This window comes from Streptomyces capoamus, assembly GCF_014654935.1.
Classification (GTDB): domain Bacteria; phylum Actinomycetota; class Actinomycetes; order Streptomycetales; family Streptomycetaceae; genus Streptomyces; species Streptomyces capoamus.
In genome coordinates this window covers 10881-29004 of the sequence record NZ_BNBF01000019.1, presented here as the reverse complement: position 1 = coordinate 29004, position 18124 = coordinate 10881, and the positions used below count along the sequence as shown (strand labels likewise).

General features: G+C 69.7%; 15 protein-coding genes and 1 pseudogene. 8 read left to right on the top strand and 8 right to left on the bottom strand.

What is annotated here, in order from left to right:
- The 8 genes and pseudogenes from IE312_RS41940 to rpmH form a co-directional block, all read right to left on the bottom strand.
- Nucleotides 1-127 (bottom strand): annotated as a pseudogene (locus tag IE312_RS41940) (ParB/RepB/Spo0J family partition protein); the annotation flags it as partial.
- A complete protein-coding gene (locus IE312_RS26605) occupies nucleotides 124-1197 on the bottom strand; it encodes a ParA family protein (protein WP_189984961.1) in 1074 nt (357 codons plus the stop codon). The gene IE312_RS26605 and the pseudogene IE312_RS41940, both read right to left, overlap by 4 nt.
- Nucleotides 1198-1498: 301 nt before the next feature.
- Nucleotides 1499-2215 (bottom strand): 16S rRNA (guanine(527)-N(7))-methyltransferase RsmG, encoded by a 717-nt coding sequence (gene rsmG, locus IE312_RS26600; protein ID WP_189984860.1) that lies wholly within the window; start codon nucleotides 2213-2215, stop codon nucleotides 1499-1501.
- A gap of 117 nt (nucleotides 2216-2332) precedes the next feature.
- Nucleotides 2333-2845, bottom strand: coding sequence for a Jag family protein (locus tag IE312_RS26595; RefSeq protein WP_189984859.1), 513 nt, complete (start codon nucleotides 2843-2845; stop codon nucleotides 2333-2335).
- Nucleotides 2846-2860: 15 nt separating this feature from the next.
- The gene (yidC, locus tag IE312_RS26590; protein ID WP_189984858.1) at nucleotides 2861-4138 is read right to left on the bottom strand and encodes a membrane protein insertase YidC; all 1278 of its coding nucleotides are present in this window, start codon (nucleotides 4136-4138) and stop codon (nucleotides 2861-2863) included.
- A 3-nt stretch (nucleotides 4139-4141) separates the two neighbouring features.
- The gene (gene yidD / locus IE312_RS26585; protein ID WP_189984857.1) at nucleotides 4142-4507 is read right to left on the bottom strand and encodes a membrane protein insertion efficiency factor YidD; all 366 of its coding nucleotides are present in this window, start codon (nucleotides 4505-4507) and stop codon (nucleotides 4142-4144) included.
- A complete protein-coding gene (gene rnpA / locus IE312_RS26580) occupies nucleotides 4504-4875 on the bottom strand; it encodes a ribonuclease P protein component (RefSeq protein WP_078611778.1) in 372 nt (123 codons plus the stop codon). The genes yidD and rnpA overlap by 4 nt, the downstream gene beginning before the upstream one ends.
- Before the next feature lie 21 nt (nucleotides 4876-4896).
- On the bottom strand, nucleotides 4897-5034 hold the full coding sequence (gene rpmH / locus IE312_RS26575) for a 50S ribosomal protein L34 (RefSeq protein ID WP_006348049.1): 138 nt from the start codon (nucleotides 5032-5034) through the stop codon (nucleotides 4897-4899).
- A 395-nt stretch (nucleotides 5035-5429) separates the two neighbouring features.
- Here rpmH and dnaA point away from each other — a divergent pair, with 395 nt between their 5' ends.
- The 8 genes from dnaA to IE312_RS41935 all read left to right on the top strand — a co-directional run.
- Nucleotides 5430-7397, top strand: a complete 1968-nt coding sequence (dnaA, locus tag IE312_RS26570; protein WP_189984856.1) for a chromosomal replication initiator protein DnaA — start codon at nucleotides 5430-5432, stop codon at nucleotides 7395-7397.
- Nucleotides 7398-8556: 1159 nt separating this feature from the next.
- The gene (gene dnaN / locus IE312_RS26565; protein ID WP_189984855.1) at nucleotides 8557-9687 is read left to right on the top strand and encodes a DNA polymerase III subunit beta; all 1131 of its coding nucleotides are present in this window, start codon (nucleotides 8557-8559) and stop codon (nucleotides 9685-9687) included.
- 199 nt (nucleotides 9688-9886) lie between these two features.
- A complete protein-coding gene (gene gnd, locus IE312_RS26560) occupies nucleotides 9887-10762 on the top strand; it encodes a phosphogluconate dehydrogenase (NAD(+)-dependent, decarboxylating) (protein WP_189984854.1) in 876 nt (291 codons plus the stop codon).
- Between the two features lie 46 nt (nucleotides 10763-10808).
- A complete protein-coding gene (recF, locus tag IE312_RS26555; protein ID WP_189984853.1) occupies nucleotides 10809-11966 on the top strand; it encodes a DNA replication/repair protein RecF in 1158 nt (385 codons plus the stop codon).
- Nucleotides 11963-12514 (top strand): DciA family protein, encoded by a 552-nt coding sequence (locus IE312_RS26550; protein WP_189984852.1) that lies wholly within the window; start codon nucleotides 11963-11965, stop codon nucleotides 12512-12514. Before recF ends, IE312_RS26550 begins: the two co-directional genes overlap by 4 nt.
- A 384-nt stretch (nucleotides 12515-12898) precedes the next feature.
- On the top strand, nucleotides 12899-14980 hold the full coding sequence (gene gyrB / locus IE312_RS26545; RefSeq protein ID WP_189984851.1) for a DNA topoisomerase (ATP-hydrolyzing) subunit B: 2082 nt from the start codon (nucleotides 12899-12901) through the stop codon (nucleotides 14978-14980).
- A 42-nt stretch (nucleotides 14981-15022) separates the two neighbouring features.
- Entirely contained in the window at nucleotides 15023-17617 is a 2595-nt protein-coding gene (gyrA, locus tag IE312_RS26540; protein ID WP_189984850.1) for a DNA gyrase subunit A, read from the top strand.
- An 18-nt stretch (nucleotides 17618-17635) separates the two neighbouring features.
- Nucleotides 17636-18124: DUF3566 domain-containing protein (locus tag IE312_RS41935; protein ID WP_229900469.1), on the top strand; the 489-nt coding region annotated here is incomplete at its 3' end.

The window sequence follows — 18124 nt, the reverse complement described above, 5'->3', positions numbered from 1 at the left end:
CCGGCACGGCTGCGGGGGAGGTGGATGCTCCGCCACCCATCGCGGCCGGCGCCGGAGCCTTCTCGGTCGGGGCAGCAGGGATCAGTGCGCCGAGACCACGGCCCAGACCCCTCCGTCGCTCACTCACTGGATCCCCTCCACCATGCTCGGGTCTTTCTGGGCGCCGATGTGGGCCTGGCTCGCGTCATAGCTGATGCCGACCCCCTTCAGCGCGATTTCTCGGGCCGCCTCAAGATACGAGAGGGCGCCGCTCGATCCTGGATCGTAAGTCAGCACCGTCTGCCCGTAACTCGGCGCCTCGGAGATACGGACGGAGCGGGGGATGCTCGTCCGCAGCACCTCGTCACCGAAGTGGGTGCGCACCTCGTCCGCGACCTGGGAGGCAAGGCGCGTCCGGCCGTCGTACATGGTGAGCAGGATGGTCGACACGTGCAGGTCGGGGTTGAGGTGCCCCCGCACCAGGTCGACGTTGCGCAGGAGTTGACCGAGGCCCTCCAGCGCGTAGTACTCGCACTGGATCGGGATGAGGACCTCGGCACCCGCGACGAGCGCGTTGACCGTCAGCAGGCCGAGCGAGGGCGGGCAGTCGATGAGGATGTAGTCCAGCGGCTGTTCGTACGCCTGGATGGCTCGCTGCAGCCGGCTCTCCCGGGCCACCAGGGACACCAGCTCGATCTCCGCACCGGCGAGATCGATGGTTGCGGGAGCACAGAAGAGACCTTCCACATCGGGCACGGGCTGGACGACCTCGGCCAGCGGCCTGCTCTCGACCAAGACGTCGTAGATGGAGGGCACTTCGGCGTGGTGGTCGATCCCCAGAGCCGTGGAGGCGTTGCCCTGCGGGTCGAGGTCGATCACCAGGACCCGGCCACCGTGCAGAGCCAGCGAAGCGGCGAGGTTGACGGTCGTCGTCGTCTTGCCGACGCCGCCCTTCTGGTTGGCGACCACGATGATGCGGGTCTGCTCCGGTCGCGGCAGACCTTCGCCGGCGCGGCCGAGAGCCTCCACCGCCAGTTGGGCCGCACGGCCGATGGGAGTGTCGTCCATCGGGGACGGTGTTTCACGTGAAACATCCGCCCCCATCGACTCGGTACGGGGACCGGGGACCGGATCGGTCATCGGTCCCGCGATGTTGGCGTCGGACCGCACGGATTCACTCTCCTCGACTTCAGGCTCGCAATGAACAGAGCCTCCCATGTCTTCGGGGTGGTGAACCAGTGAGGCCTGGTGTTCTGTGGAGAAATCCACCTCTGTGGACAACTCCGTTCCCCTGGAGGGGGGCGGAGTGTCCGAGGAAACGGGATCCTCTCGGAGGGCACCGAGAGGCTTTCGGTCGCGGGGTTCGGCCGCAGCGCGGCCACGACTGATGATGCCGTGCAGCAGTGAGCGACGTTTCACGTGAAACACGATGCACAGCAGCCGCGACCGGACCTCCGCGACACTCCGGCTTGCGTAGGTTAGGCAGCTTGTGTGGAGTACGTCTCGTCGTCAGGACGGATCAGCGACGGCGACGGGTACGCCCGGTACGGGCCGCCTTGGCCCGCTTCGCGGCGAAGCGCACACCACCGGGGCTCTCCCCGACCTCGACCCGCACCACCGTGGACAGCGGGTCGACCACGCCCTCGCCCACATGGAGGATGGACGTCTCCACGGCACCGAGCTTGCTGAGGGCGGCGGCCGAGGCCTTCAGCTCCTCCTCGGCGGTGTCACCCTTGAGAGCGAGCATCTCGCCGTACGGACGCAGCAGCGGAATGCCCCAGGCGGCCAGACGGTCCAGCGGGGCCACGGCACGGGCCGTCACCACATGGACCGGCGGCAGCTTGCCCAACACCTCTTCGGCCCGACCGCGCACCACGGTCACATGGTCCAGGCCGAGCAGTTCGACGACCTCCGTCAGGAAGTTGGTGCGCCGCAGCAGAGGCTCCAGCAGGGTGATGTTCAGGTCGTCGCGGACCAGGGCCAGCGGAATGCCCGGCAACCCGGCCCCGGAACCGACGTCGCAGACCGTCACTCCCTCCGGGACCGCCTCGGAGAGCACCGCGCAGTTCAGCAGGTGCCGCTCCCACAGGCGGGGCACCTCTCTGGGGCCGATCAGGCCCCGCTGCACGCCCGCCTCGGCGAGCAGCTCCGCGTAGCGGACCGCATCGGCGAAGCGATCACCAAACACTTCCCGCGCCTGCTCGGGCGCGGGGGGAAGCTCCGCTGCCTCCGTCACGGGGACCGTCCTTCCGTACAGCGCCGGCGCTTCGCGCGCCGGCCACCAGAACTACCAGGCTGACAAAATTCGGCCCCGCCTGCTCAACAGACGGGGCCGGTGAAACGAGGGGGCCGATCAGGCGGGCAGCACGACGACGAAGCGCTGGGGCTCCTCGCCCTCGGACTCACTGCGCAGTCCCGCGGCCTTGATCGCGTCGTGCACGACCTTGCGCTCGAACGGGGTCATCGGCTTGAGCTTCACGGGCTCGCCGGTGCTCTTCACCTCGGCGGCTGCCTTGGCGCCCAGCTCGGACAGCTCGGACCGCTTCTTGGCCCGGTACCCCGCGATGTCCAGCATCAGCCGGCTGCGGTCACCGGTCTCCCGGTGCACCGCCAGGCGCGTCAGCTCCTGCAGCGCCTCCAGCACCTCGCCGTCCCTGCCGACCAGCTTCTGCAGGTCGCGAGTGCCGGCGTCGCTGATGATCGACACGGAGGCGCGGTCGGCCTCGACGTCCATGTCGATGTCGCCGTCGAGGTCGGCGATGTCCAGCAGACCCTCCAGGTAGTCCGCCGCGATCTCACCCTCCTGCTCCAGGCGGGTGAGGGTGTCTGCACCCTCGGCAGCGGCGGAGGTGGTGCCTTCCGTCACGGGATGGGCTCCTTCTTACTTCTTGGACGGGGACTTGGGCCGCTGCGGTCCACCCTTGCGCTGGCCGGACTGGGCCTTGCTGCGGGTGCCGGAGCCGGGCTTCTGGGGCTGCTGGGCAGCAGCGGGCTTGGCGTCCTGCGGCGCCGACTTCTCCAGCGACGGCGACGGGGAGTCCTCCGCCGGCTTGGCCACACCGGACTGACGCTGGGACTTGGACTGGCGCTTGGGCTGCTGGCGCCGGGCGGCGGTGGCCGTGGTCGTGCCGGCGACCGCGCCGTCCTCGCTCTGTGCCGCGGCCTGGGCGGTGCTCTGCATCACCGTGCCGTCGGGCTGGGCGGCGAGACCGGCCTTGTTCAGCGCGTTGATGAACTTGCGCTCGAACTCGTTGCGGTCGCGGCCCTTGGCGACGATCGCCTTGACGATGACCTTCTCGCTGCGCCGGCGGACCTTGCCGTGCTGCGTGACGTGCTTGGTCAGGCGCTCCAGGTAGGCGGCCTGGGCCTTGGAACCCGGGGTCGGGTTGTTGCGGATGACGTACATCTGCTGGCCCATGGTCCACACGTTGGTGGTCAGCCAGTAGACGAGGACACCGACCGGGAAGTTGATGCCGAAGACGGCGAACATCACCGGGAAGACGTACATCAGCATCTTCTGCTGCTGCATGAACGGCGTCTTGACCGTCGTGTCGACGTTCTTCGTCATCAGCTGGCGCTGCGTGTAGAACTGCGAGAACGACATCAGGACGATCATGACCGCGGTCACGACCCGGACGTCGGTCAGCGTGGCGCCCAGCGCCTCGACCTTGTCCGAGCTGTCCATGAACTTGGCGGCGAGCGGGGCACCGAAGATGTGCGCCTTACGGGCGCTGGCGAGCAGCGGCTCGTTGATGACGCCGATGGTCTTACCCGTCGCGATGCCGTTGAGCACGTGGTACAGGGCGAAGAAGAACGGGGACTGCGCCAGGATGGGAAGGCACGAGGAGAGCGGGTTGGTACCCGTCTCCTTGTACAGCTTCATCATCTCTTCCGACTGGCGCTGCCGGTCGTTCTTGTAGCGCTCCTGGATCTTCTTCATCTCCGGCTGGAGCGTCTGCATCGCGCGCGTCGACTTGATCTGCTTCACGAAGAGCGGGATCAGGCAGATGCGGATCAGGATCACCAGGGACACGATGGACAGGCCCCAGGCCCATCCGGTGTTGGGGCCGAAGAGCGCGCCGTACACCTTGTGGAACTGGACGATGACCCAGGAGACGGGTGTCGTGATGAAGCTGAAGAGGCTGGCAATCGTGTCCACTAATCATGCTCCTTGGGCATGGGACGAGGTCTCTGCGGCCGGGCTCGAAGGAGACTCGGGAACGAGCTTCGCTTCGATGGCCGGTTCGGCGGCGGAGGGCCCCGCCTTGCGTGCGCGCCACGCGTTGCGCAGCAGTTCGTGCCACCGCGGGCGCTTACGCGGCGGAACATGGTCCACACCGCCGGGCGACCACGGATTGCACCGGAGGATGCGCCAGGCGGTGAGTGCCGTTCCCTTGATCGCACCGTGCCGGTCGATGGCGGTGTATCCGTAGTGGGAGCACGACGGGTAGTACTTGCACACCGGCCCCAGCAGTGGACTGATCGTCCACTGGTACAGCTTGATCAGAGCCAGTAGCGGGTACTTCATCGCGCGCCCCCTCCCAGTAGCCGCTGCAGGGCGGCGTCCAGGTCTCGGGCCAGCTGTGCGTGGTCTGCGTCGCCCGCTCCGGGCAGCGCTCGTACGACTACCAGGCTACCGGGGGGGAACAGGGCGACTCGGTCACGCATCAGATGGCGCAGTCTGCGCTTCACTGTGTTGCGCACGACCGCACCACCCACAGCCTTGCTCACGACGAAACCCGCACGCGTCGGGGGAGCGCTCTCCCCAGGCGCGTGCGGGTCCGTGGCACCGCTACGAAGGTGGACGACGAGAGTCGGGCGTCCGGCCCGACGACCCCGTCGTACCGCGGTCGCGAAGTCCTCGCGCCGCCTCAGCCGGTTCTCGGTGGGCAGCACGACGTCATGACCTGATCGGGATCAGGCGGACAGGCTGGCGCGACCCTTGCTACGGCGGGACGCGAGGATCGCGCGGCCGGCACGGGTGCGCATACGCAGGCGGAAGCCGTGGGTCTTCGCGCGACGACGGTTGTTCGGCTGGAAGGTGCGCTTGCTCACTCGGGGGCTCCAGAAGAAATCGGTAGTGGCGGGGTGCCGTCCTGGCTGTCACCGTGCGCCCACGAGTAGCTCGCTTCACGCCCGAGTGCACCGCTTCCCGATCACCCGAAGTGATCTGTGCCCATCGGAGGCAGGCGGCAGCAGCCATCGACAACTCGACCTGGTTACGGTACGCGGGGCTGCGCCATTCGGTCAAACCGGGGGCCGCCGGGAGACACTGTCCACAGCCTGGGGACAACAACTTGAACCGTACCCGCCGGGCTGACTACCGTGGCTGGACTCCGATGCGTTCCCCTGTCCCGGCCCGAGCGGGACCACCCCGACCACCCACCCGGATCCCAACCCGACCCGTCCCCGAACCACACGTTCGTGGGACTCGTGAGAGAGCGTGCCCTGTGGCTGACGTACCTGCCGATCTTGCCGCAGTGTGGCCACGCGTACTGGAGCAGCTCCTCGGCGAGGGCCGCGGGCAGGGGGTGGAGACGAAGGACGAGCACTGGATCCGCCGCTGCCAGCCGCTCGCGCTGGTCGCGGACACCGCCCTGCTCGCCGTGCCGAACGAATTCGCGAAGAACGTACTGGAGGGCCGTCTCGCGCCGATCGTCAGCGAGACCCTGAGCCGTGAGTGCGGCCGTCCGATCCGGATCGCGATCACCGTGGACGACTCGGCGGGCGAACCGCCGGCCCCGGCGGCGCCCCCGGCCCAGCAGCCCCCGAAGCCGCGCTACGAGGAGCCGGAACTGCCCTCCGGACCGTACGAGGGCTACGGCCGCCACCGCGGTGGTGCCGAGCAGCTGCCGGGCACCGAGCCGCGGACCGAGCACCCGCCGGCCCGCCCGGACCAGCTCCCGACCGTCCGCCCGGCCTACCCGTCCGAGTACCACCGCCCCGAGCCCGGCGCCTGGCCGCGTCACGGGCAGGACGACTACGGCTGGCAGCAGCCCCGCCTCGGCTTCCCGGAGCGGGACCCGTACGCCTCGCCGTCGTCCCAGGACGGCTACGGCCCGGGTGCCGACGCGTACGGCTCCCAGGACTACCGCCCGCAGGGCGGGGACCGGCCGTCGTACGAGCAGCAGCGCGGCGAGTACGACTCCCCGCGCGCGGAGTACGAGCCGTCCCGCGGAGACTACGACAGGGGGCGCGGGGACTACGAGACCGGGCGCGGCGAGTACGAGCCGTCGCGGACCGAGTACGACCAGCGGGACCCGGTGCGCCGGGAGCCGGCCGAGCCGCCTGCGCACCGCGGTGGCCCCGGCCGCCCCGAGGTGTCCTCCGCGGGGGTCCCCGGTCCGTCGGCCGCGGCGGCACCGGCGAGCGGCCCCGGCGAGCCGACCGCGCGGCTGAACCCGAAGTACCTCTTCGACACGTTCGTCATCGGCGCATCCAACCGCTTCGCGCACGCGGCGGCGGTCGCGGTCGCCGAGGCGCCCGCGAAGGCGTACAACCCCCTGTTCATCTACGGGGAGTCGGGCCTCGGCAAGACGCACCTGCTGCACGCGATCGGGCACTACGCGCGCAGCCTCTACCCGGGCACCCGCGTGCGGTACGTCAGCTCGGAGGAGTTCACCAACGAGTTCATCAACTCCATCCGCGACGGCAAGGGCGACAGCTTCCGCAAGCGCTACCGCGAGATGGACATCCTGCTCGTCGACGACATCCAGTTCCTGGCGGACAAGGAGTCGACGCAGGAGGAGTTCTTCCACACCTTCAACACGCTCCACAACGCCAACAAGCAGATCGTGCTCTCCAGCGACCGGCCGCCCAAGCAGCTGGTCACGCTGGAGGACCGGCTGCGGAACCGCTTCGAGTGGGGCCTGATCACCGACGTCCAGCCGCCGGAGCTGGAGACGCGCATCGCGATCCTCCGGAAGAAGGCGGTCCAGGAGCAGCTCAACGCCCCGCCGGAGGTGCTGGAGTTCATCGCCTCCCGGATCTCGCGGAACATCCGGGAGCTGGAGGGTGCGCTGATCCGGGTGACGGCGTTCGCCTCGCTCAACCGGCAGCCGGTGGACCTGGGCCTGACCGAGATCGTCCTGAAGGACCTGATCCCGGGCGGGGAGGACTCGACGCCGGAGATCACGGCGCCGGCCATCATGGCGGCGACCGCGGACTACTTCGGGCTCACGGTCGAGGACCTGTGCGGCAGCTCGCGCGGCCGTCAGCTGGTCACCGCCCGGCAGATCGCGATGTACCTGTGCCGGGAGCTGACGGATCTGTCGCTGCCGAAGATCGGCGCGCAGTTCGGCGGCCGCGACCACACGACCGTCATGCACGCCGACCGCAAGATCCGTGCGCTGATGGCCGAGCGGCGCTCGATCTACAACCAGGTCACCGAGCTGACCAACCGCATCAAGAACGGCTGACGCCGGCCGTACGGCGCCCGAGGGCGCCCCTGGGGACACGTGTTCCCGGGGGCGCCCTTTTCGCGTGTGCCGGACGCGCCGGGCCGGGGGCTGCCGAGCGCCGGGCGGGAGGGTGGCGGGCGCCGCTGGGCGCAACAGGGCCTCGGCCGGCGCGGTCCGGCCCGGCCCGGCCCGGGCCGGGCCGGACCGGACCGGGCCGGGCCGGACCGGACCGGGCCGGGCCGGGCCGGACCGGACCGGGCCGGGCCGAGTGGCTTACGAGTGCTCCGGCGATCCCGAGCGACTCAGAGCGGCCTCGCGCGCCTGGCGGCGGCCCGGGATCAGCTTCCGAGCGGCCTCCCGGCGACAGGCGCGCCGCCTCCGGGCGGCTCGACCGGTGTTCCTCGTTCGCCAACCGGTGTTCGATTAATTGCCGGGTTACGGCCGCTCTCCACAGATTCGGTGACTTTCTTCCGTCCACATCCTGGGGACTGCGGAGTTGTCCCGAACTGTGTCCACAGGGAAGCTGGTCCCACGGCCTACGCCCAGCTCAGGGGCCTGTGGAATCGTGGACAAAGGATCTCCACAGGCTGTGGACAACCGGCGGGTCCACAGCCTGTGCACGGGGTTGTCCACCGGCCGCCCACAGCCTGGGGGCGGTTGTCCCCAGCGATCCCCAGCTTCTCCACAGCGCTGTCCACTGTTCGGCAACGCGGCGCACCCCGTCACCGCGTCGAGTGAAAGGCGTCACAGGAAGCTGCCGGCTTGGGGTGTGGGTAACGTGGGTATTCCTGGGGACACAGCTGGGGAGAACTGCCCTCGGCCTGTGGGCGACGTGTGCAGAACTTTTTGTTCTCCACAGACCGCCCCGGTTGTCCACTGCCTCCACCCACAGGGCCGGTGGATAAAAAACCTACGCTGAGCTGGGCAAACGGGGTTATCCACGGTATCCACAGGCCCTACTACTACTCCCGACTAGAGAGAGTCCGGCAATCGCTTTGAAGCGGGGGCTGTGCACAACTCGCCGTCTCGAGCCCGGCTGCCGCCCGGACCGACTTGACCCCGACGGGCACCTACTGTCAGTGGGGTGCGTCAGACTGGTCCCCGGTGTCCTTCCCTCCGCAGTGGGCGGTGACACCGAGTCGGAGGACTCAGTAGCAACAGCAGGAGGCGGCTTACGGTGAAGATCCGGGTGGAACGCGACGTACTCGCGGAGGCAGTGGCGTGGGCTGCACGCAGCCTCCCGGCCCGTCCGCCGGCGCCTGTCCTCGCCGGCCTGCTGCTGAAGGCCGAGGACGGCCAGCTGAGCCTGTCGAGCTTCGACTACGAGGTCTCCGCGCGGGTCCACGTCGAGGCGGAGGTCGAGGAGGAGGGCACGGTCCTCGTCTCCGGCCGCCTGCTCGCCGACATCTCCCGCGCGCTGCCCAACCGGCCGGTGGAGATTTCCACAGACGGTGTACGGGCGACCGTGGTCTGTGGATCCTCCCGGTTCACCCTGCACACCCTGCCGGTGGAGGAGTACCCGGCGCTGCCGCAGATGCCGAACGCGACCGGCACCGTCCCCGGCGAGGTCTTCGCCGCCGCCGTCTCCCAGGTGGCCATCGCGGCCGGCCGTGACGACACCCTCCCGGTGCTCACCGGTGTGCGCATCGAGATCGAGGGCGACACGGTCACCCTGGCCTCCACCGACCGCTACCGCTTCGCGGTCCGCGAGTTCCTGTGGAAGCCGGAGAACCCGGACGCCTCCGCCGTCGCCCTGGTCCCCGCCAAGACGCTGCTGGACACCGCGAAGGCGCTGGGCGCCGGGGACAGCGTCACGCTGGCGCTGTCGGGCTCCGGTGCCGGTGAGGGCCTGATCGGCTTCGAGGGCGCGGGCCGCCGTACGACCACGCGGCTGCTCGAGGGCGACCTGCCGAAGTACCGGACGCTGTTCCCGACCGAGTTCAACTCCGTCGCCGTGATCGAGACCGCGCCGTTCGTCGAGGCCGTCAAGCGTGTGGCGCTGGTGGCCGAGCGGAACACGCCGGTCCGGCTGAGCTTCGAGCAGGGCGTGCTGATCCTGGAGGCCGGGTCGAGCGACGACGCACAGGCTGTGGAAAGGGTCGACGCGCAGCTGGAGGGCGACGACATCTCGATCGCCTTCAACCCGACGTTCCTGCTGGACGGCCTGAGCGCGATCGACTCGCCGGTGGCGCAGCTGTCGTTCACGACGTCCACCAAGCCGGCGCTGCTGAGCGGCAAGCCGGCGGTGGACGCCGAGGCCGACGACGCGTACAAGTACCTGATCATGCCGGTGCGGCTCAGCGGCTGACCGCCGTCGCGGCCGTCCACAGCTGTGCACGGTGCCGGGGCCCCCTGTGGGTACCCGCACCGTGGCCAGGCAGGTGGGGTGCCCTGGGTTTCCGCAGGTGAGCGCGTATGCCCACAACTGTGCGGAAGGGGTCGGGTCTAGGCTCGGCTCGGCACGAAGGTGCCCCATACGCCACACAGCGACCTAAGGAACACAACTGATGGAGCTCGGTCTCGTCGGCCTCGGCAAGATGGGCGGCAACATGCGCGAGCGGATCCGCCGCGCGGGCCACACCGTCGTCGGATACGACCGCAACGCGGATGTCGCGGATGTCCACAGCCTGGAAGAGCTTGTGGGCAAACTCAGCGGCCCGCGCGTGGTCTGGGTGATGGTTCCGGCAGGCGAGGCCACCCAGTCGACCGTCGACCGGCTCGCCGAGCTGCTGGAACCCGGCGATGTGGTCGTGGACGGCGGCAACTCCCGCTGGACGGACGACGAGCGGCACGCCGAGGAGCTGGCCGCCAAGGGCATAGGCTTCGTGGACTGCGGTGTCTCCGGCGGCGTCTGGGGCCTGGAGAACGGGTACGCGCTGATGTACGGCGGCGACGCCGAGCACGTGGCCAAGGTGCAGCCGGTCTTCGACGCGCTGAAGCCGGAGGGCGACTTCGGTGCGGTGCACGCGGGCAAGGTCGGTGCGGGCCACTTCGCGAAGATGGTCCACAACGGCATCGAGTACGCCATGATGCAGGCCTACGCCGAGGGCTGGGAGCTGCTGGAGAAGGTCGACTCCGTCACGGACGTCCGTGAGGTGTTCCGGTCCTGGCAGGAGGGCACGGTCATCCGGTCCTGGCTGCTGGACCTCGCCGTGAACGCCCTCGACGAGGACGAGCACCTGGAGGGCCTGCGCGGTTACGCACAGGACTCCGGCGAGGGACGCTGGACGGTGGAGGCCGCCATCGACAACGCGGTGCCGCTGCCGGCGATCACCGCGTCGCTGTTCGCGCGGTTCGCCTCGCGCCAGGACGACTCGCCGCAGATGAAGATGATCGCCGCGCTGCGCAACCAGTTCGGCGGGCACGCCGTAGAGAAGAAGTAGGCCGCGGCAGCAGGCCGGAGACAAGCAGGGAGGTCGGCGGACGACCATGCACGTCACGCATCTTTCGCTGGCCGACTTCCGCTCGTACGCCCGGGCCGAGGTTCCGCTCGACCCGGGCGTCACCGCCTTCGTCGGCCCCAACGGGCAGGGCAAGACCAATCTGGTGGAGGCGGTCGGCTATCTGGCGACGCTCGGCAGCCACCGGGTCGCCTCCGACGCCCCCCTGGTGCGCATGGGCGCCGAGCGGGCGATCGTGCGGGCGCAGGTCCGGCAGGGCGACCGACAGCAGCTGATCGAGCTGGAGCTGAACCCGGGCCGGGCCAACCGCGCCCGCATCAACCGCTCCTCGCAGGTCAGGCCGCGGGATGTGCTGGGGATCGTACGGACCGTGCTGTTCGCGCCCGAGGACCTCGCCCTCGTCAAGGGTGACCCGGGCGAGCGGCGGCGGTTCCTGGACGAACTGATCACCGCGCGGTCCCCGCGGATGGCGGGCGTGCGCTCCGACTACGAGCGGGTGCTCAAGCAGCGCAACACCCTGCTGAAGACGGCCGCGCTGGCCCGCAGGCACGGCGGGCGCAGGGGGGCACCTGCCGGGCGGGCGGATGCGGGCCCGGGGACGGACCTGTCCACGCTGGACGTCTGGGACCAGCACCTGGCGCGCGCGGGGGCCGAGCTGCTCGCGCAGCGGCTCGACCTCGTCGCCGCGCTGCAGCCGCTGGCCGACAAGGCGTACGAGCAGCTGGCCCCAGGCGGCGGGCCGGTCGCGCTGGAGTACAAGCCGTCGGCCCCCGGCGAGGGGCACACGCGCGAGGAGCTGTACGAGCAGCTGACGGCGGCGCTGGCCGGGGCCCGCAAGCAGGAGATCGAGCGGGGTGTCACCCTCGTCGGACCGCACCGGGACGATCTGCTCCTCAAGCTCGGCCAGCTGCCCGCGAAGGGGTACGCCTCGCACGGGGAGTCCTGGTCCTACGCGCTGGCCCTGCGGCTGGCCTCGTACGACCTGCTGCGCGCCGAGGGCAACGAGCCGGTGCTGATCCTGGACGACGTCTTCGCCGAGCTGGACGCCCGCCGCCGGGAGCGGCTGGCGGAGCTGGTCGCGCCCGGCGAGCAGGTGCTGGTCACCGCGGCCGTGGACGACGACGTGCCGCAGGTGCTGGCCGGCGCCCGGTACGCGGTCGCGGACGGCACGGTGGAGCGCGTATGAGTGGCGAGGACCCCGCGCGGAAGGCGGCCGGGGCGGCGAAGGGGGACGAGCCCTCCGGTGTCGACCTCGCGCGCGTGGCGCTGCGGGCGGCGAAGGAGCAGGCACGCGCGCGCGGGGACGCGGCGCGGCAGCGTAAGCAGGCGCGGCGGGGCGGCGGTCTGCGCTCCGGGGCGGGCGCCGACGGCCGTGATCCGATGGCGCTGGGCGCGGCGATCAACCGGCTGATCACCGAGCGCGGCTGGGAGGCGCCGGCCGCGGTGGGCGGGGTGATGGGCCGCTGGCCGCAGATCGTCGGCGAGGACCTGGCCAAGCACTGTGTGCCGCAGCGGTACGACGAGGACGAGCGGGTGCTGACCGTGAGCTGCGACTCGACGGCCTGGGCGACCCAGCTGCGGGTGCTCGCGCCGACGCTGGTGGCGCGGATCAACGAGGATCTCGGGCACGGCAGCGTGCGGATCATCAAGGTGCTCAACCCGGGCGGTCCGGCCCGTCGCTACGGCCCGCTGCGGGCCCCGGGCAGCACCGGTCCCGGCAATACGTACGGGTGATCTACCTCACGTCGGGCGGTGATCCCGGCGGGCTTCGGTACCCGTGCGCACCGGCGCCGATCACCGCCGGACCGTGCCCCGACCGGCCGCGGACCGCCTGCTGACCCCCCAGTAGCCAAGGGTTGACGGCTCGAAGCGCTGAGTGCCGCTGTGAGCCCCTCGGAGCCCCCTTCCGCATATCGGGACCCGGCCGAGACCGGTTGAGGGCGGCACATGGGGACTCAGGTACCGGCAAACCCCCATCGATGTCAGTGCTACCGGTAGACTGGAAGACAATCCCGCCCCAACGTGGGGACCGCCCGGGAAACGCTGAGCAACGCTGATCAAGGCTTACCAACGCAACATGCCGCAGCCGCTCCGGCAATCCGCCGACGAGCCCGGCTCGTGCTGTGCCAGAAAGGGCGCTTCGTGGCCGATTCCGGCAACCCCAACGAGAACATCCCGTCCACCGACGCCGGCGTGAGCGCCGAGGCCGCCGCATCCGGCGGGGCCTCCGCCTCCTACGACGCCAGCGCCATCACCGTGCTCGAAGGGCTGGACGCGGTCCGCAAGCGGCCCGGCATGTACATCGGCTCCACGGGCGAGCGCGGTCTGCACCACCTGGTGTACGAGGTCGTCGACAACTCCGTCGACGAGGCGCTGGCCGGTTACGCCGACACCATCGACGTGACGATCCTCGCCGACGGCGGTGTGCGCGTCGTCGACAACGGCCGTGGCATCCCGGTGGGCATCGTGCCCTCCGAGGGCAAGCCGGCCCTCGAGGTCGTGCTGACCGTGCTGCACGCGGGCGGCAAGTTCGGCGGCGGCGGGTACGCCGTCTCCGGCGGTCTGCACGGTGTCGGCGTGTCCGTGGTGAACGCGCTGTCGTCCAAGGTCTCCGTCGAGGTCAGGACCGACGGCCACCGCTGGACGCAGGACTACAAGATGGGCGTTCCGACGGCGCCGCTGGCCCGGCACGAGGCCACGGAGGAGACCGGCACGTCGGTCACCTTCTGGGCGGACCCGGACATCTTCGAGACCACCGAGTACTCCTTCGAGACGCTGTCGCGGCGTTTCCAGGAGATGGCGTTCCTCAACAAGGGCCTGACGATCCGGCTCACCGACGAGCGCGAGTCGGCGAAGGCCGTCACCGGGGCGGACGAGGCCGGTGCGGACGAGAAGGCCGAGGTCAAGACCGTCACGTACCACTACGAGGGCGGCATCGTCGACTTCGTGAAGTACCTCAACTCCCGCAAGGGCGAGGCGGTGCACCCCACGGTCATCGCGCTGGAGGGCGAGGACAAGGACAAGAGCCTGTCCCTCGAGGTCGCGATGCAGTGGAACAGCGGCTACAGCGAGGGCGTGTACTCCTTCGCGAACATCATCCACACCCACGAGGGCGGTACGCACGAGGAGGGCTTCCGGGCCGCGCTGACCTCCCTGATCAACAAGTACGCGCGCGACAAGAAGCTGCTCCGGGAGAAGGACGACAACCTCACCGGCGACGACATCCGCGAGGGCCTGACCGCGATCATCTCGGTCAAGCTGAGCGAGCCGCAGTTCGAGGGTCAGACGAAGACCAAGCTGGGCAACACGGAGGCCAAGACCTTCGTGCAGAAGGCGGTCTACGAGCACCTCAACGACTGGCTGGACCGCAATCCGGTGGAGGCCGCGGACATCGTCCGCAAGGGCATCCAGGCGGCCACCGCGCGCGTCGCGGCCCGCAAGGCGCGCGACCTGACGCGCCGCAAGGGCCTGCTGGAGTCGGCGTCCCTGCCGGGCAAGCTGTCGGACTGCCAGTCCAACGACCCCACCAAGTGCGAGATCTTCATCGTCGAGGGTGACTCCGCCGGCGGCTCGGCGAAGTCCGGCCGCAACCCGCAGTACCAGGCGATCCTCCCGATCCGCGGCAAGATCCTGAACGTGGAGAAGGCCAGGATCGACAAGATCCTGCAGAACCAGGAGATCCAGGCGCTGATCTCGGCCTTCGGCACGGGTGTGCACGAGGACTTCGACATCGAGAAGCTGCGCTACCACAAGATCATCCTGATGGCGGACGCCGACGTCGACGGCCAGCACATCAGCACCCTGCTGCTGACCTTCCTGTTCCGCTTCATGCGGCCGCTGGTCGAGGCCGGGCACGTGTACCTGTCCCGTCCCCCGCTCTACAAGATCAAGTGGGGCCGGGACGACGTCGAGTACGCCTACTCGGACCGTGAGCGCGACGCGCTGATCGAGATGGGCCGTCAGCGCGGCAAGCGCGTCCGCGAGGACTCGATCCAGCGCTTCAAGGGCCTCGGCGAGATGAACGCCGAGGAGCTGCGCGTGACCACGATGGACCAGGAGCACCGGGTCCTCGGCCAGGTCACCCTCGACGACGCCGCCCAGGCCGACGACCTGTTCTCGGTCCTCATGGGCGAGGACGTCGAGGCCCGCCGCGCGTTCATCCAGCGCAACGCCAAGGACGTCCGCTTCCTCGACATCTGAGTCGGTCTCAGCTGACCGCACCAGGAAGGATCTTCACCAGCAATGGCCGACGAGAACACCCCCGTGACGCCTGAAGAGGGCGGCGAGCTCGTGATGCGTGTCGAGCCCGTCGGGCTCGAGACGGAGATGCAGCGCTCGTACCTGGACTACGCGATGTCCGTCATCGTGTCCCGTGCGCTGCCCGACGTCCGTGACGGTCTCAAGCCCGTCCACCGCCGCGTGCTGTACGCGATGTACGACGGCGGCTACCGCCCCGAGCGCGGTTTCTACAAGTGCGCCCGTGTCGTCGGCGACGTCATGGGCAACTACCACCCGCACGGCGACTCCTCCATCTACGACGCGCTGGTGCGCCTCGCCCAGCCGTGGTCGATGCGGATGCCGCTGGTCGACTCCAACGGCAACTTCGGCTCGCCGGGCAACGACCCGGCGGCGGCCATGCGCTACACCGAGTGCAAGATGGCGCCGCTGTCGATGGAGATGGTCCGGGACATCGACGAGGAGACCGTCGACTTCACGGACAACTACGACGGCCGCTCCCAGGAGCCGACCGTCCTGCCGGCCCGCTTCCCGAACCTGCTGATCAACGGCTCCGCCGGCATCGCGGTCGGCATGGCCACCAACATCCCGCCGCACAACCTGCGCGAGGTCGCGGCCGGCGCCCAGTGGTACCTGGAGAACCCCGAGGTCTCGCACGAGGAGCTGCTGGACGCGCTCATGGAGCGCATCAAGGGCCCGGACTTCCCGACCGGCGCGCTGGTCGTGGGCCGCAAGGGCATCGAGGAGGCGTACCGCACCGGGCGGGGCTCCATCACGATGCGCGCGGTGGTCGAGGTCGAGGAGATCCAGGGCCGGCAGTGCCTGGTGGTGACCGAGCTGCCGTACCAGGTGAACCCGGACAACCTGGCGCAGAAGATCGCCGACCTGGTGAAGGACGGCAAGATCGGCGGCATCGCGGACGTCCGCGACGAGACGTCGTCCCGTACGGGCCAGCGCCTGGTGATCGTCCTCAAGCGGGACGCGGTCGCCAAGGTCGTGCTGAACAACCTGTACAAGCACACCGACCTGCAGACCAACTTCGGCGCGAACATGCTGGCGCTGGTCGACGGTGTGCCGCGCACGCTGTCCCTGGACGCGTTCATCCGGCACTGGGTGACGCACCAGATCGAGGTCATCGTCCGCCGCACGAAGTTCCGGCTGCGCAAGGCCGAGGAGCGCGCCCACATCCTGCGCGGTCTGCTGAAGGCCCTGGACGCCATCGACGAGGTCATCGCGCTGATCCGGCGCAGTGAGACGGTCGACGTCGCCCGCACGGGCCTGATGGACCTGCTGGAGATCGACGAGATCCAGGCGAACGCCATCCTGGAGATGCAGCTGCGGCGGCTGGCGGCCCTGGAGCGGCAGAAGATCGTCCAGGAGCACGACGAACTGCAGGCGAAGATCAACCAGTACAACGAGATCCTCGCCTCGCCGGTCCGTCAGCGCGGGATCGTCAGCGAAGAGCTGGCCGCGATCGTCGAGAAGTACGGCGACGACCGCAAGACCAAGCTGATCCCGTACGAGGGCGACATGTCCATCGAGGACCTGATCGCCGAGGAGGACATCGTCGTCACCGTCACGCGCGGCGGCTACGTCAAGCGGACGAAGACGGACGACTACCGGGCGCAGAAGCGCGGCGGCAAGGGCGTGCGCGGCGCGAAGCTGAAGGAAGACGACATCGTCGACCACTTCTTCGTCTCCACCACGCACCACTGGCTGCTGTTCTTCACGAACAAGGGCCGGGTGTACCGGGCGAAGGCGTACGAGCTGCCGGAGGCCGGCCGGGACGCGCGCGGCCAGCACGTGGCGAACCTGCTCGCCTTCCAGCCGGACGAGGCGATCGCCGAGATCCTGGCCATCCGGGACTACGAGGCGGCGCCGTACCTGGTGCTGGCCACCAAGTCCGGCCTGGTCAAGAAGACGCCACTGAAGGATTACGATTCGCCCCGCTCCGGCGGCGTCATCGCGATCAACCTGCGCGAGCGCGAGGAAGGTTCGGACGACGAGCTGATCGGCGCCGAGCTGGTCTCGGCCGACGACGACCTGCTGCTGGTCAGCAGGAAGGCGCAGTCGATCCGGTTCACCGCCTCCGACGACTCCCTGCGTCCGATGGGCCGCGCGACCTCCGGTGTCAAGGGGATGAGTTTCCGGGAGGGCGACGAGCTTCTCTCGATGAATGTGGTGCGACCCGGTACGTTCGTGTTCACTGCCACCGACGGTGGGTACGCGAAGCGGACCGCCGTCGACGAGTACCGCGTCCAGGGCCGCGGCGGCCTCGGCATCAAGGCCGCCAAGATCGTGGAGGACCGTGGTTCGCTCGTCGGCGCGCTGATTGTCGAGGAGAACGACGAGATCCTCGCGATCACCCTCTCCGGCGGTGTGATTCGTACGCGAGTCAGCGAGGTCAGGGAGACGGGCCGTGACACCATGGGCGTCCAACTGATCAACCTGGGCAAGCGCGATGCCGTCGTCGGTATCGCACGTAACGCCGAGGCCGGGCGCGAGGCGGAGGAAGTCGACGGCGACGTGGCCGTGGACGAGACCGCCGAAGGTGCCGCGACCGCCGGCACGGACGAGGGTGAGGCACCCTCGGCCGAGTAGCACGAGGAGTGAGTCATCGTGAGCGGAGCCACGGGCGCCGGATCGACCGGTACCTCCAGGGGTACGGAAACGGACGGCGGCGGCCGTGGCTCCGCCGCGCGTGCGGGGAGCGCGAGCGATCCGCACACGACCGACCTGAAGCCGGTGAAGGCTTCCGTGGCGGAGTCCTCCGGCACGCAGGAATCCCAGCAGGAGCCGAAGGGGGGAACCGTGACGGACACCCGAGGTGCGGGCGCGGCCGGTGAGGCGCGGCCGGCGTCGCCGCTGCCCGGTGAGCGGCGCTCGGAGCAGGCCGACGGGCCCTACCACCCGCCGCAGGCCTATCCGGCGCAGGTTCCGGCGGGTGCGGTGCGCAAGCCGCGCACCGGGGTGCGCACGGCGCCGCGGACCCGCAAGGCGCGGCTGCGGGTGGCCAAGGCCGACCCGTGGTCGGTGATGAAGGTCAGCTTCCTGCTCTCCATCGCGTTCGGGATCTGCACGATCGTCGCCTCGGCGGTGCTGTGGATG

What these genes read in the sequence shown, in the direction of transcription:
- IE312_RS26605 (WP_189984961.1), bottom strand. Translation starts at nt 1,197, where the DNA reads ATGGGAGGCTCTGTTCATTGCGAGCCTGAAGTCGAGGAGAGTGAATCC.
- yidD (WP_189984857.1), bottom strand. Translation starts at nt 4,507, where the DNA reads ATGAAGTACCCGCTACTGGCTCTGATCAAGCTGTACCAGTGGACGATC.
- gnd (WP_189984854.1), top strand. Translation starts at nt 9,887, where the DNA reads ATGGAGCTCGGTCTCGTCGGCCTCGGCAAGATGGGCGGCAACATGCGC.
- recF (WP_189984853.1), top strand. Translation starts at nt 10,809, where the DNA reads ATGCACGTCACGCATCTTTCGCTGGCCGACTTCCGCTCGTACGCCCGG.
- IE312_RS26550 (WP_189984852.1), top strand. Translation starts at nt 11,963, where the DNA reads ATGAGTGGCGAGGACCCCGCGCGGAAGGCGGCCGGGGCGGCGAAGGGG.
- gyrA (WP_189984850.1), top strand. Translation starts at nt 15,023, where the DNA reads ATGGCCGACGAGAACACCCCCGTGACGCCTGAAGAGGGCGGCGAGCTC.